This is a genomic window from Lelliottia sp. (assembly GCF_045627565.1).
Lineage (GTDB): Bacteria > Pseudomonadota > Gammaproteobacteria > Enterobacterales > Enterobacteriaceae > Enterobacter.
The window spans coordinates 476,391-490,011 of record NZ_JAZQNX010000008.1 but is presented as its reverse complement, the minus strand read 5'-3'; the positions used below and the strand labels follow the sequence as shown (position 1 = coordinate 490,011).

Here is a 13,621-nt window from a genome sequence, read left to right as displayed (position 1 = left end):
ACCCGTCTTTTAGTCAGTGTATAGCACGGGAATGTGGCGAAAAAGGAATTGATCAGAAAAGCCCCCCGCTACGGGACGGAGGGCTTTGGCTTAGCGATAGTCAATTTGCACAACGGCCAATGACTTTTCTGGATTGATATATTTCATGCTGACCCTGGCGGTATCTGGATTCACATTGCGACCGCTAATGGCATCCTGATAGCTCACTTGAGTCGTTTGCATCTGCCCGTCTTTAGGACAGGAAAGCGCAAACTGCTGCTTTTGTGGTGTGATTTCACACGGATCCTCGACAATCATCCCACGGAAATGAATTACACCTCCGTTAACGAGAGTTGCCGAAAATGCCGGTATTAGAGCAGATGAAAGCATCATGCCCACACCTAACATCATTTTTACGCCTAACGCGACCATGGATTGGTTCCTCAATGAGAAATCATCCTTGAGGGTGTCGTGCATTCCTTATTAACAGCATAGAGAGATTCATTAGGAACCGCCAAATTATCCAATGTATTGATTTCGTGAATATTTCATTCAGACGTCGGCCACTGTTGCGATAAATGCAGCGATTTCCCATCAGAAACGGTAACAACAATTTTGACCGAGTCCTGAGGGGTGATATTTAAACTGAGCCGGGACAAATCAATGGCCTGATTAGCTGGCAGAGAAAGCGTATTTCGCTGACTTGAAGTACTTTGCCCCCCTCCTCCTTGTCGGGAAGAGGTGATTTGAACCTGACAGACACAAGGCTCGGACAACGTCACCTGGGGAATAATGGTCGTCATGTCCCCATTTTGTGTGGTTTTAAATGTAATTTGGCTGGAGAGCGCAGCGAGGATCAGAAGGGTATGCATGATTAACTCCCGAAAAAAAACAGGGCAAAGGCCCTGTTTTTTTGTAGCACAGAGTGCCTATTAGTACTGATGCGCAGTCGCGTTGTTGCCGAAACCAACCTGAGTAACAGACACAGTTGAGCCAGATGCGGTCTGGTCTACTGCTGCGCCGTTGCCGCCGCCGAACTGTTTAACAGTCATAGTAGAATCTTTACCATTCCACTGATCGAGGGTTGCGCTGTTACCGAAGCCTTTCTGCACCAGTTCGATAGAGCTGTCATCAGAACCCTGGCCAACATCAGCACCGTTACCGCCACCGTGCTGAGAAATAGACAGTACAGAATCTTTTGCATTAGATTGCAGAGCAACAGCTGAGTTGCCGCCACCGGTCTGGTAAATGCTCAGAGTTGAGTTAGGACCGCTATTACCGCCACCCCAACCACCACCGTGGCCGTATTGTGGAATTGCACCAGCCAGAGCACTGCCAGAAACTACGATTGCTGCGATTGCTGCCACTTTGAAAAGTTTCATGGTAAACCCCCATCGGATTGATTTAAGTCGTCGAAATAGTTAGCGTTGAATAACGCGAATAGCCATTTGCGACTGTCTCTGAACAACAACTGCTGTTTTTTGCGTACCATACTGCGTAATACTCGCTCTGTTACCCGACCCTTTCTGAATAATCATCGCGGTATTACCAAAAGCACCCTGCTGAATACTTGCATCGTTCCCGTTGCCGGTCTGATCAATATAAGCAAGGTTATAAGTCCCTGATTGATCAACCTTCGCTCTATTGCTCCCCCCTTCCTGAGAAACAACGGACAGTAATTTTGAACCGCCCTGACGAACTTCTGCGTTATTACCCACGCCTTGTTGACCAATAATGGCTGCCTGATTATATGAAGACTTACTTATTTCATTAATCGCGAAGTTGTATTCCGAATTTGCCAAATCCGGACCTGCCGCGATTGATAACCCAGGCGCACCCAGTAATGTAAACATCATAAATAACGTTCTGTTTTTCATGTTGTCACCTGGACCTGGCTAAATAAACATTTCGGTGTTAACGCGATTCGTTTTTTGTTAACGCCGCGTTACGATGAAGAGTATGTCTTTCGAAACAATTTAAATATCTCACCCGCGAGTGTTATTTTTATTTAAAGGGTCACCTCAAAGTATTAATTAATTCTGAAATATGCTGATGCCAGCGTGACTTAGTATTTTTTATAAATATTTGGGTAAAATACTTGCGTGCACTTCAGGAGCTTCCCTCGCCTCACACCATCGGCTCTCGTCCTTACTAAAGGATGTAACATGACTCACTCGTCACAAGTCACTCGATTTCTTAAGAGGATTCCGATCACAAAGGAAGTCGTAGACTTTCTCGCAAGCTCACACCTAAAAAGGCAGCAGCGTTAATAATTAATATTTTTATAAAACAATAACATATAATAATTTGTATGATTTTTAAAATGTGTGCAGAAGAATTAACATGTACAACTTCTTTATCATATCTAAACATTTTTCAGACCTTGAATTCACAATTTAATATTGATTTTTACATGTTGTTACATCATTAACACTTGATTTAAAAATCGTAATAGCTAGATTGAAATCAGCAGTACGGAGTATTTTTTAATATTTACCTCTCTCTTGAGAGATATGTTCGGATTCTACACACAGCAGTGCAACATCTGTCAGTACCTCTGGTGTCCCCTTACCTATTTCAAGGGGACGGGTGCCAGGTGTTATAAAAAGTGGGGTTTCATCATGTTTAATGAAGTCCATAGTTTACAAGGTCATACATTATTGTTGATCACCAAGCCTTCCTTACAAGCGACAGCGTTATTACAGCATTTGAAGCAATCTCTGTGCTTGAATGGGAAACTGCATAATATTCAACGTTCTTTCGATGATATTGTTCCTGGCAGCATCATTCTTTTCGACATGATGGAAGCCGATAAAAAGCTGATTCATTACTGGCAAGATAACTTAAGCAGGAAAAACAATAATATCCGCGCGCTATTATTGAATACCCCTGATGAATATCCTTTCCGGGATATTGAAAGCTGGCCGCATATTAATGGCGTCTTTTACGTCACTGAAGACGAGACGCGTGTGGTAGAAGGGCTGCAAGGTATTTTGCGTGGAGAGTGCTACTTTTCCCAAAAGCTTGCCAGCTATCTCATCACCCACTCCGGAAATTATCGCTATAACAGTTCAGAATCCGCGCTGCTCACGCACCGTGAAAAAGAGATCCTGAATAAATTACGCATCGGTTCTTCAAATATTGAAATCGCCCGTTCTTTATTTATCAGCGAAAATACCGTTAAGACGCATCTCTATAATCTTTTCAAGAAGATAGCTGTTAAAAACAGGACTCAGGCTGTTTCATGGGCAAACGATAACCTCAGGCGTTAATAACATGAAACGCACGTTGAGTTGGGTAGCGGCGGCGGGTTTTCTGCTTGCTGCGGGGAATCTTCACGCTGTTGAAGTGGAAGTTCCCGGATTGTTAACTGACCACACTGTCTCATCTATCGGCCACGATTTTTACCGAGCGTTTAGCGACAAATGGGAAAGTGATTATCCAGGCAACTTAACAATCAATGAGCGTCCCAGTGCTCGATGGGGAAGCTGGATCACAATAACGATTAATCAGGACGTTATTTACCAGACCTTTTTATTCCCGACGAAACGAGACTTTGATCAAAACGTAAGTTTTGCACTGGCACAGACCGAAGATGCGGTGAATCGCCTGCAAATCGACAAGGCTCTTCTGAGCACTGGCGATTTAGCAAAAGATGAATTCTGACGACGAATAATATCCGGAGGCTGTAATGCGTCTCGCACACACAGTGATTTCATTAATGCTGATTGCTCCACTGAGTTGGGCCGGGAGTATGACTTTCCAGTTCCGCAACCCTAACTTTGGCGGCAATCCGAATAACGGGGCATTCATGCTGAATGAAGCCCAGGCTCAAAACTCTTATAAAGATCCCAGTTTTAAAGACGATTTCGGTGTCGAAACGCCTTCTGCACTGGATAACTTTACTCAGGCTATTCAGTCGCAAATATTAGGCGGCTTATTAACGAATATTAATACCGGTAAACCAGGTCGTATGGTGACCAATGATTTTATCGTCGATATCGCAAATAAAGATGGGCAACTGCAGTTGAATGTCACCGACCGGAAAACGGGTAAAACATCCACAATCCAGGTTTCCGGTCTGGCCAATAATTCAGCTGACTTTTAAACAACATCGAAATAAGGACAATACTCATGCAGCGCTTTCTGATTCTTGTTGCAGTGTGCTTATTGAGCGGTTGTTTAACTGCTCCGCCCAAAGAAGCCGCGAAACCAACATTAATGCCTCGGGCCCAAAGTTATCGTGATTTAACACATTTGCCGATGCCAACAGGCAAAATCTTTGTCTCGGTATATAACATTCAGGATGAAACCGGTCAGTTTAAACCGTATCCGGCAAGTAACTTCTCCACCGCTGTACCGCAAAGTGCCACCGCGATGCTGGTCACTGCGCTCAAGGACTCACGCTGGTTTATTCCTCTGGAACGCCAGGGTCTGCAAAACCTGCTGAATGAACGCAAAATTATTCGCGCAGCCCAGGAAAATGGGACCGCAGGCGTGAATAACCGCATGCCGTTGCAATCGCTCGTGGCGGCAAACGTAATGGTTGAAGGTTCCATTATCGGGTATGAAAGTAATGTGAAATCGGGCGGGGTCGGGGCACGATATTTTGGTATCGGTGCTGACACGCAATACCAGCTCGACCAGATTGCTGTCAACCTGCGTGTGGTCAACGTGAGCACGGGTGAGGTGTTGTCATCGGTAACCACCAGCAAAACCATTCTCTCGTATGAGGTTCAGGCTGGTGTGTTCCGCTTCATCGATTATCAGCGACTGCTGGAAGGTGAAATTGGCTACACCTCGAACGAACCGGTCATGATGTGCCTGATGTCGGCCATCGAAACAGGGGTTATCTTCCTGATTAATGACGGTATCGATCGCGGCTTGTGGGACCTGCAGAATAAAAATGAAGTGAAAAATGACATTCTGGTGAAATACCGCGAAATGTCCGTGCCTCCTGAATCTTGATTCCTGATTCAGAAGCGCAAAAGAAAAGCGAGACCCGAGAGTCTCGCTTTTTTATTTGCTTAATACGGTGACGTTTTGCGCCCTTTCTCGTCGCGCCGCCAGCCATAGTCCGCTGTTCTTCATGGCGTAACCAAACACCAGGCCCAGTAGCAAAGACGGGACGATCATTTTCCAGTCGCCCTGACCGGCAAACGTCGCGCATGCGCCAATAAAGGTTCCAGGAACGAATGACAGCAACAGGTGCTTCGCCTGGATGCACATCAAAAATGCCACCACGCCCGTCATCATATAGCCCACGATCTCAAGATGCGGTGCCAGTGCGCTGCCCTTCATGATAATGAGCGCCCACACCACGCCGCTCGTCATGGTAGATCCGGAGATAAACAGGCCTTTAAGCCCGCCCTGTGGGCAAGCGAAATAGGCCGTACAGCCGAGGAATCCCGCCCAACTCAGTAAGCCAAGGGACACAGCCACCCATCCCCAGAGCCCGGAGAGAATGCCTGTCGTGATTGCGATAGAAAGGAGTATGTTCATGGCGCGCATCTTATCAGATACGCGGCCACGAAATGGGATCATGAGCACATTTTATGCAAATCAAAATGCACTGTTACATTTAAAATGTGACGAGAATCACTCTTCATTCTCTTCCTGTAATTCGTCCCACATGGCCGACATGGCATCGCGGGTCAACGGGGCCATCGTCCGCCAGAAAGGTGACGTGGCATGCGCTTCGATTTTGCCCAGGAATGCGCCGCACCATGGCAGCAGATAATCGGCGAACAGCGTTTCAAGTGCTTCGCTTTCATCTTCCCCGGCATGATCTTCAATCCAGGACGCGGCCAACAACAGGGTGCCAATATGATCGGCAGGCGCATCCGTCAGCGGCATTCCACGCTCGGACAGAAACGCGCGCACTTCAGCTTCCGTTGCGCCCTCTTCCCATGCGGAACGATACGGCGATACGCGACACTCTTCGCCGACAAACAGGGCGTTGTAGTCCGCCGCGATCTGCTGCATATCACAGCTTTTTTGCAGACGCTCTAGCTGCTCATCCTGCTCCAGAGGCCAGTTTTCCGCGAGCTTGCCTTCGCGAATCAGCGTAAAGAGCGGCACCAGCAGCGGATCCTGCGGCTGACGGTAATACAAGGTGCCCAGTACGCGGCAAAGGATTGAAAACTCGTTCATTTCATTTTTCCATTACAATATTAAAAGTCTGCAAATTCAGGGATATGAGGCATACCGCGCGACTCAAGGAAATCGAGCATGCGGCGCGGCGTGACGTTAAGAATTCTCTCTTCCGGGAACCCTACCTCATCCAGCACTTTCCGACACTCGGTAAACTCACCCAGCGTAAACGCCGTGTGGGAATCAGAACCCAGCGCAACCATTCCGCCCGCATCACGCACTGCCGCCGCGACGGCACGACAGTTCGCTTCACTGCCCATTCGGGAGTGTGTAAAGGAAGAGTTGTTGATTTCCAGCGCCACGCGGTGTTTGGCCGCCGCTTGCGCCACGGCCTGAATGTCGATAGGGAATTTAGGGTTACCGGGATGGCTAATAATGTGCACGTTGCCACTGGCAATCGTCGCAATCATTGCCTGAGTATGGGTGTCCTTATCCTGCGGCGGGAACACCGGCTCATGAAAACCGGCGATAATCATATCCAGAGACGTCAGCATCGGGCCAGTACAGTCGATTTCACCGTCCGTATTTTTAATATTGGCCTCGATACCACGCAGTATCCCAACGCCATCAACCAGACGTGGCCAGATCCGCATATTCACAAAATGCCAGTAGTGCGGCGCATCAGCCATATCAGGACCGTGATCGGTAATGGCGAAAAGCTTAATGCCTTTCAGCCGGGCTTGCGCGATGTAGTCATGGAGGGTGCTGTAAGCATGGGTACTGGCGACGGTGTGCATATGCAGGTCAACGGGATACATCGGTCTCTCCTCTGATGTTTTACCAAAGGATAGCAGGAATGGGGGGTGAATATTAGCAAAAACCCGGCCTGTGCCGGGTTTGACTCGCGCCTGTATCAGTATCCGAGCTGTCTGTTGACCTGCCCGGTGGCCGCTTTCCCCTGCTCCAGATGGTCAATGGTGCGGGCAATATACGCCACGGCTTCTGCTGGACGCGTCACTGCCGCGATATGCGGGGTCATCGCCACGCGCGGGTGCGCCCACAGCGGGCTTTCGACCGGCAACGGCTCACGGTTGTAGACATCCAGCATAGCGCCCTTGAGCTTGCCCGTATTCAGAGCATCAATCAGATCCTCCTCAACCACATGAACGCCGCGCGCCAGGTTCATCAAATAGCTTTCATCCGCCAGCTGGTTGAGCAACCCTTTATTGATAATTCCCACGGTTTCTGCCGTGTTCGGCAGCAGGTTAATCAGCACGCGAGTGTCCTTTAAAAATGCCGGAAGTTCTTCCGCCCCAGCGAAACTTTGCACACCAGGATACGTTTTGCGGCTGCGGCTCCAGCAACGCAGCGGAAATCCCCACGGTGCGAGCGCTTCTGCGACCTTCGAGCCCAGTACCCCTGCGCCCAAAATCCCGATGGTAAAATCTTCCCGCTGATAATCAGCCAGCGGCTCCCAGTGTGATTTCTGTTTGAGCGCCTGATAATCATCAAAACGGCGGAACCAGTGCAGCACCTGGCTGACGGCATATTCCTGCATTTGCTGACCCATACCGGTGTCTTCGAGTCGGAACAGGGGAATATGTTCTGGCAGCATTTCCGGATGCGCTTTCAGTTTACTCAGAATCGAATCGACACCCGCCCCAAGGGCAAACACCGCTTTCAGGTCACGCCCCTGCAACATCTCGACTGGCGGATGCCAGACTAACGCGTAATCGGCATGTTCATTATCGCCGCGCTTCCACTCACGAACGCATGCGCCAGGCAGGGCTGCCGTCAGCGCGTTGATCCAGTAAGGGGTATCAAACGTCGGGTGATAAAAGATGATATCCATAATGACTCCTGCCTTTTATTTCGCTGTTTTATGTGCATTTTCAACTGGATTGCCAGCATATCAAATTTATCTGGAAACTGCGTTGCTGATAAAAGAGACGCTTTCAGCACATTCAGGAATCATGTTGCTTAAAGTTTGTCTCAACACGCTAATTAACTGAAAAAGTTGATTGACGGCAGTTCGGCTTTTCCTTACATTAGCGCCCGTCCCAGCAGCACCGGGATGACAATACGGTGAGGTGTCCGAGTGGCTGAAGGAGCACGCCTGGAAAGTGTGTATACGGCAACGTATCGAGGGTTCGAACCCCTCTCTCACCGCCATCTTTGAAGAAGAGCTCGCATGAAAATGCGGGCTTTTTTTTCGTCTGTCGAAACTCTGCTTCACGCGCCCCTGGCCCACATTCTCCTTAATTGAGACTAACCTATTCGTGAGAGTGATTATTGCTTAACCGAACAGCCGCCCATGCGCAAAATAAGCTTGACCGTTTTAGCGCAACTCCCTATAGTAGCGCCCCGTTGCCCCCCTTGCGGTAAGGCAGCAGAACAATACGGTGAGGTGTCCGAGTGGCTGAAGGAGCACGCCTGGAAAGTGTGTATACGGCAACGTATCGAGGGTTCGAACCCCTCTCTCACCGCCATCTTTAAAGAAGAGCCCGCATGAAAATGCGGGCTTTTTTTCGTCTGTTGTTTGTCACAATGAGTTTGCCACATCACCTTGCCCATAAAAAAACAAAGCCCGGTTTCCCGGGCCTTGAACGCAATCGCACACTCAATAATAGGCGTTTAACGTATGCTGGCAGAGCGCCGAGCGCACGCAGTCGTCTTTGGTAAAACGCACCATACCCACCATATCGTCTTCAACAAAACGTGACATAGCGTCGCTCAGGCCAGACTTCACGCCTGACGGCAAATCGCATTGGGTGATATCGCCATTGACGATAACCGTCACATTTTCCCCGAGGCGCGTTAAAAACATCTTCATTTGCGCAGCAGTCACGTTCTGAGCCTCGTCAAGAATCACGACCGCATTTTCAAATGTACGTCCGCGCATATAGGCGAACGGCGCGATTTCCACCTTGCCAATCTCTGGTCGCAGGCAGTACTGCATAAAAGAGGCACCCAGTCGTTTCACCAGCACGTCATAGACGGGTCGGAAATACGGGGCAAACTTTTCTGATATGTCGCCGGGCAAGAAACCGAGATCTTCATCGGCCTGCAATACCGGACGGGTGACGATAATTCTGTCCACATCCTTATGAATCAGAGCCTCCGCCGCCTTAGCAGCACTAATCCAGGTTTTCCCGCATCCGGCTTCACCGGTGGCGAAGATCAGCTGTTTACTCTCGATAGCATTCAGGTAGTGCGCCTGAGCTTCATTACGCGCTTCAATAGGTGAATGATCGCGGCTGTCCCGCGCCATGCCAATTGCTTCTACGCCACTCATCTGCACAAGCGAGGTGACCGATTCTTCTTCACGCTGTTTATGGCTACGTGAATCCCGTCTCAGCACACGTTTTGCTTCACGACGAGCTTTGATCACTGCTTTTTGTCTTCCCATGGATAGCACCTTGAGTTGTTGGTATTCATCACACGCACCGCCATTCGCGGCGCGATCATGCAAACGAACATCTGAGGGTTGGCTTCCTTCTAAGCCATTGCTTGCCTTTTTGAATGACACAACCGAACGGCTATGCGCACCGCTCTGTATGTCGGAAAAGTCATGTTTATGCATCGGGGAGGAGAATTTTGTGGTGAAGAAATCGCTGTCGGAGTCAGGGCCTCCGCGCTGGGTGTTGCGGTTGTGGTGTTGCTTATGTCCAGTACAGGACCCAACCATTCGCGATCTCCATAGTGATTCGATATCACTGCCGGGAACTACCGCCGTCTTATAATAAGTACATCAGGATTTATCATAAATGCAACATTTTTTCTACCTGAGTGCAACTTAAAGACCACTCCTGCAGTGAGATGAGTCTCTTACAGGAATATTACAGAAATATAACAGAGGGATAGACATACGAAAAAATAATATCCCCGCGAAGTATCACGGGGATATATTTACGCTTCGATCAAGCCTTGGGCGAGGTACGCACTTTCACCACGCACGCCTGGCAGGGCAAAGAAATAGCCGCCGCCGATAGGTTTTATGTACTCTTCCAGCGCTTCGCCGTTTAAGCGTTTCTGCACCGTTAAGAAGCCTTTTTCCAGATCGTGCTGATAGCAGACAAACAGCAGCCCCATGTCCAGTTGGCCGGAGTTGGTGACGCCCAGAGAATAGCTGTATCCACGGCGCATCATCAGGTTCGACTGCGTTTCCGGCGTACGCGGGTTGGCCAGACGAATATGGCTGTCCAGCGCAATGGTATCGCCATCAGGGTCGCGCGCATAATCCGGCACGTCATGCTCGTTTTTCATGCCCAGCGGCGCACCGCTTTGCTTGTCACGACCAAAAATTGTCTGCTGCTCTTTGAGCGGCGTACGATCCCAGAACTCAACATGGAACTGGATAATCCGCACCGCCTGATAGCTTCCGCCAACGGCCCATGCAGGTTCGCTCTGGTCCGCCGTCGTCCACACCACGCGTTTCATCAACGCCGCGTCTGTGCTATCCGGATTCGCCGTGCCGTCTTTAAAACCAAGCAAGTTAACTGGCGTCTCTTTCCCCTGGCTTCGCGCCGCGTGATCGGAGATAAATCCTTCACGCTTCCAGCGCACACTGAGTAAATCCGGCGTGTGCTTGATGATGTCGCGCAAGGCATGGATCACCGTATCCTGCGTGTTGGCGCAAATCTGGATCAGCAAATCCCCATGACACAGTGCGGCATCCAGAGAATCATTTGGAAAACGCGTCATCTTTTGCAGCGTTTTCGGCTTGTGTTTCTCCAGCCCATAGCGAGCGTCAAAGAGCGAGTCGCCGACAGAAACCGTTACGGTCAGATTATCCGGAGCGATAAACGGCCCGAGAATGCCTGAATCCATCGGCGGCATGCGCGGGTTAGGCGTTTCTGGTGCCGGGCCGCCTGCCGTCAGAAACGCAATACGTTTCGTCAGCACGCGGAACAGACGTTCCAGGTCCGCTTTGTCGCTGGCCAGCGAGTCAAAGGCGACCACCATCATGGCCGCCTGCTGCGGCGTCAAAATCCCGCCCTGATGCTCACCGTAAAACGGCTGCGTTTCCATCCGCGCATTGGGGGAGAGCGTACCCGGCGCGCTCTGCGGTTTTGCCGCATGCGCTACCGGGCACCCGCCCGCCAGCGCGAGCGCACCACCCAGTGCCCCCACGCCTTTCAACAATCGACGTCGGGAAGGTTCCGCGACGCCGTACTCTTCTTTCTCGTTCATGATGCTTAATCCAGACCCAGCACGCCACGCAGCTGAGCCAGATCTTCTGCCAGCGTGGTGATTGGTCCTTTCAATGCGTTGCGATCTGCATCGGTTAACTTGTCGTAGGTTTCATACCCGTCTTTCGTGCGGTATTTCGCCAGAATGGTGTTCACTTTTTTGAAGTTTGCATCCACTTTAGCCAGCAGCGCGCTGTTATCTTTTTGCAGCTGTGGACGCAGGAGATCGACAATTTTCTGCGCGCCTTCGACGTTGGCCTGGAAGTCCCACAGGTCAGTATGGCTGTAGCGATCTTCTTCGCCGCTGATTTTGCTGGCGGCCACTTCTTCAATCAGCCCCGCTGCGCCACCCACCACTTTTGATGGTGGGAAGGCCAGTTCGCTGATGCGTTTTTGCAGATCCAGCACGTCGGTATTGAGCTGCTCAGCGTATTTTTCCATGCCTTTAGTGGAGTTGTCGCCAAACAGGGCTTTCTCAAGACGGTGGAAACCGGTGAATTTCGGATCGGCGGCCTTCTGCTCATAATCGTCTTCACGGGCGTCAATGCTGCCGTCGAGGTCAGAGAACAGTTCGGCGATCGGCTCGATACGCTCGTAATGCTGACGGGTCGGTGCATACAGGGATTTCGCTTTTTCGATATCGCCCGCTTTCACCGCGTCGGTAAAGGCTTTGGTGCCAGTGACCAGGTCGGCGGTCTCTTTTGTGACGTACTCTTTGTACGCCGTGATCGCTGTGCCCAGGCTCAGCAATGCTTCGCCTTTTGCCGCATCAGCTGTCGCTTCACCTTTGACGATCAGCTTGCCTTTCGGGTTAGTCAACAGACCGCAGGTCATGTCGTATTCGCCCGGTTGCAGGTTCGCGGTCATTTTCTGGCTAAAACCGGGAGCGATATTTTCACGCTCTTCCACAACCATCACGCCTTTTAGGATTTCCCACTCCAGCGCCTTCTGGCTATGGTTTTGAATAATAAATTGTGTTTTACCGCTGTTGACCGTGATCGTCATCGGCTCACACTGTTTATCGTTCACGGTGACTTTCACCTGAGGAACATCAGCCGCCTGAGCAGAAAACGCATACGCAAACAGCGCTGCCACACCAACCTGTAACGCACTACGACGAAATTGAATTGCCATGACCCTTTCCCTATTAAAAGTATGTTGTAACTCTACACGTCGTCCTTCAAGCTGCCTCTGCGTTGGCTGCATCCGCTCACTCCAGTCACTTACCAGAGTAAGCTCCCGGGGACTCTCAGATTTGCCGCCTTGATCCAACCTGAATGACTTGTGTACGCACTGTGCACATCAGGGCGCAGAACGCGACGGCTGAGTGCTGGGGCGTGATGGCATAAAGAACAGCACCAGCGCCGGAATCAGATAGATGAAATACATCGCCACTTCGCTGACGCTCGGGGTTTCCTGATAGCCAAAAATACCTTCGAGCAGCGTCCCGGTAAGCGAATGGGTGGAGAGAATATTGCTGAGATCGAACGCGACGTCCTGGAAATGGTTCCACAGGCCCGCCTCATGGAAGGCGCGAATGGCCCCCGCCGCCAGACCCGCGGCCACCAGCAGAATAAACAGGCTGGTCCATTTAAAGAACGCGCCCAGATTCAGGCGAATGCCGCCCCAGTAAAGCATAAAGCCCAGCACCACGGCGGTTGCCAGGCCCAACATCGCACCGATTGGCGGCCAGATACCCACATCCTGTTGGAACGCCGCCAACAGGAAGAAGACCGACTCCAGCCCTTCGCGCGCCACGGCGAAAAAGACCATCAGGATCAGCGCCCAACCGTGGCTGTTGCTTTTTTGCAGCGCGTTATCGACCGCCTGCTCCAGTTGAACTTTGACGTTGCGCGACACTTTACGCATCCAGAACACCATCCAGGTGAGGATCACCACGGCGATCGCCGCAACGATGCCTTCGAACAGTTCCTGCTCTTTTTGCGGGAATTCACCGGTGGTTTCGTTGATCAGAATACCCAGGCCCAGGCAGAGCGCGACGGCGAGGAAAACGCCAATCCACATCACCCCGATCCAGCGCCCTCGTTGGGTTCGCTTGAGATAGCTGGCGATCAAGCTGACAATCAAGGCCGCTTCAAGACCTTCACGTAACATAATGAGAAATGGAACAAACATGCCGACACCTTAAATGTTTTTCGCGGTCAACTGATGCAAAGAAAGGTAAATTCTTGTGATAGTGATTATCATTACGGCACGAATAAACACAAGCGAAATATGCGGGGTTTTGATGACGAGATGTAAATCGCTCGCCTGTTAATAATTTCATTCGTTATCGTTATGTGTATAACTTATAACGTAAATGCCCATTTACGCTTCCCTGTCACTATGGCTAAATA

Annotated in this window: 16 protein-coding genes and 2 tRNA genes; 6 read left to right on the top strand and 12 right to left on the bottom strand. The window is 50.4% G+C overall.

Annotation, left to right across the window (positions count from 1 at the left end; genetic code table 11):
* Nucleotides 1-90: 90 nt before the first annotated feature.
* From ACKI5T_RS07115 to csgB, 4 genes are all read right to left on the bottom strand, one after another.
* A complete protein-coding gene (locus ACKI5T_RS07115) occupies nucleotides 91-411 on the bottom strand; it encodes a type 1 fimbrial protein (protein ID WP_407436645.1) in 321 nt (106 codons plus the stop codon).
* Between the two features lie 116 nt (nucleotides 412-527).
* A complete protein-coding gene (csgC, locus tag ACKI5T_RS07110) occupies nucleotides 528-851 on the bottom strand; it encodes a curli assembly chaperone CsgC (protein WP_186754106.1) in 324 nt (107 codons plus the stop codon).
* 60 nt (nucleotides 852-911) lie between these two features.
* A complete protein-coding gene (gene csgA, locus ACKI5T_RS07105) occupies nucleotides 912-1,361 on the bottom strand; it encodes a curli major subunit CsgA (protein WP_407436643.1) in 450 nt (149 codons plus the stop codon).
* A gap of 39 nt (nucleotides 1,362-1,400) precedes the next feature.
* Nucleotides 1,401-1,856, bottom strand: coding sequence for a curli minor subunit CsgB (gene csgB / locus ACKI5T_RS07100; RefSeq protein ID WP_407436641.1), 456 nt, complete (start codon nucleotides 1,854-1,856; stop codon nucleotides 1,401-1,403).
* Between the two features lie 744 nt (nucleotides 1,857-2,600).
* Here csgB and csgD point away from each other — a divergent pair.
* From csgD to csgG, 4 genes are read left to right on the top strand one after another with little or no spacing between them, the layout of a single operon-like run.
* Nucleotides 2,601-3,251, top strand: a complete 651-nt coding sequence (csgD, locus tag ACKI5T_RS07095) for a biofilm master transcriptional regulator CsgD (RefSeq protein ID WP_407436639.1) — start codon at nucleotides 2,601-2,603, stop codon at nucleotides 3,249-3,251.
* Nucleotides 3,252-3,255: 4 nt separating this feature from the next.
* Entirely contained in the window at nucleotides 3,256-3,645 is a 390-nt protein-coding gene (gene csgE, locus ACKI5T_RS07090) for a curli production assembly/transport protein CsgE (protein ID WP_012016951.1), read from the top strand.
* A 25-nt stretch (nucleotides 3,646-3,670) separates the two neighbouring features.
* Nucleotides 3,671-4,087, top strand: a complete 417-nt coding sequence (csgF, locus tag ACKI5T_RS07085) for a curli production assembly/transport protein CsgF (protein WP_012016950.1) — start codon at nucleotides 3,671-3,673, stop codon at nucleotides 4,085-4,087.
* Between the two features lie 26 nt (nucleotides 4,088-4,113).
* Nucleotides 4,114-4,947, top strand: a complete 834-nt coding sequence (csgG, locus tag ACKI5T_RS07080; protein WP_407436636.1) for a curli production assembly/transport protein CsgG — start codon at nucleotides 4,114-4,116, stop codon at nucleotides 4,945-4,947.
* Nucleotides 4,948-4,998: 51 nt separating this feature from the next.
* On the opposite strand, the gene ACKI5T_RS07075 is transcribed toward csgG, so the two are convergent.
* The 4 genes from ACKI5T_RS07075 to ghrA form a co-directional block, all read right to left on the bottom strand.
* The gene (locus tag ACKI5T_RS07075) at nucleotides 4,999-5,481 is read right to left on the bottom strand and encodes a DUF1097 domain-containing protein (protein ID WP_407436634.1); all 483 of its coding nucleotides are present in this window, start codon (nucleotides 5,479-5,481) and stop codon (nucleotides 4,999-5,001) included.
* 96 nt (nucleotides 5,482-5,577) lie between these two features.
* A complete protein-coding gene (locus ACKI5T_RS07070) occupies nucleotides 5,578-6,132 on the bottom strand; it encodes a molecular chaperone (RefSeq protein WP_407436632.1) in 555 nt (184 codons plus the stop codon).
* 20 nt (nucleotides 6,133-6,152) lie between these two features.
* Nucleotides 6,153-6,890, bottom strand: a complete 738-nt coding sequence (locus tag ACKI5T_RS07065; RefSeq protein WP_407436630.1) for a phosphatase — start codon at nucleotides 6,888-6,890, stop codon at nucleotides 6,153-6,155.
* A 95-nt stretch (nucleotides 6,891-6,985) separates the two neighbouring features.
* Complete coding sequence (gene ghrA, locus ACKI5T_RS07060; RefSeq protein ID WP_407436628.1) at nucleotides 6,986-7,924, bottom strand: glyoxylate/hydroxypyruvate reductase GhrA; 939 nt, start codon at nucleotides 7,922-7,924, stop codon at nucleotides 6,986-6,988.
* Nucleotides 7,925-8,156: 232 nt separating this feature from the next.
* Here ghrA and ACKI5T_RS07055 point away from each other — a divergent pair.
* Nucleotides 8,157-8,244: transfer RNA gene (locus ACKI5T_RS07055), tRNA-Ser, on the top strand.
* A 229-nt stretch (nucleotides 8,245-8,473) separates the two neighbouring features.
* Nucleotides 8,474-8,561: transfer RNA gene (locus ACKI5T_RS07050), tRNA-Ser, on the top strand.
* 131 nt (nucleotides 8,562-8,692) lie between these two features.
* Here ACKI5T_RS07050 and phoH read toward each other — a convergent pair.
* The 4 genes from phoH to efeU form a co-directional block, all read right to left on the bottom strand.
* Complete coding sequence (phoH, locus tag ACKI5T_RS07045) at nucleotides 8,693-9,481, bottom strand: phosphate starvation-inducible protein PhoH (protein ID WP_407436626.1); 789 nt, start codon at nucleotides 9,479-9,481, stop codon at nucleotides 8,693-8,695.
* Nucleotides 9,482-9,981: 500 nt separating this feature from the next.
* On the bottom strand, nucleotides 9,982-11,265 hold the full coding sequence (gene efeB, locus ACKI5T_RS07040) for an iron uptake transporter deferrochelatase/peroxidase subunit (protein WP_407436624.1): 1,284 nt from the start codon (nucleotides 11,263-11,265) through the stop codon (nucleotides 9,982-9,984).
* A 5-nt stretch (nucleotides 11,266-11,270) separates the two neighbouring features.
* Complete coding sequence (gene efeO / locus ACKI5T_RS07035; protein WP_407436622.1) at nucleotides 11,271-12,398, bottom strand: iron uptake system protein EfeO; 1,128 nt, start codon at nucleotides 12,396-12,398, stop codon at nucleotides 11,271-11,273.
* Nucleotides 12,399-12,566: 168 nt separating this feature from the next.
* Nucleotides 12,567-13,400 carry an iron uptake transporter permease EfeU gene (gene efeU / locus ACKI5T_RS07030; protein WP_012016941.1) on the bottom strand — a complete coding sequence of 278 codons (834 nt, stop codon included), beginning with the start codon at nucleotides 13,398-13,400 and terminating at the stop codon, nucleotides 12,567-12,569.
* Nucleotides 13,401-13,621 lie beyond the last annotated feature (221 nt).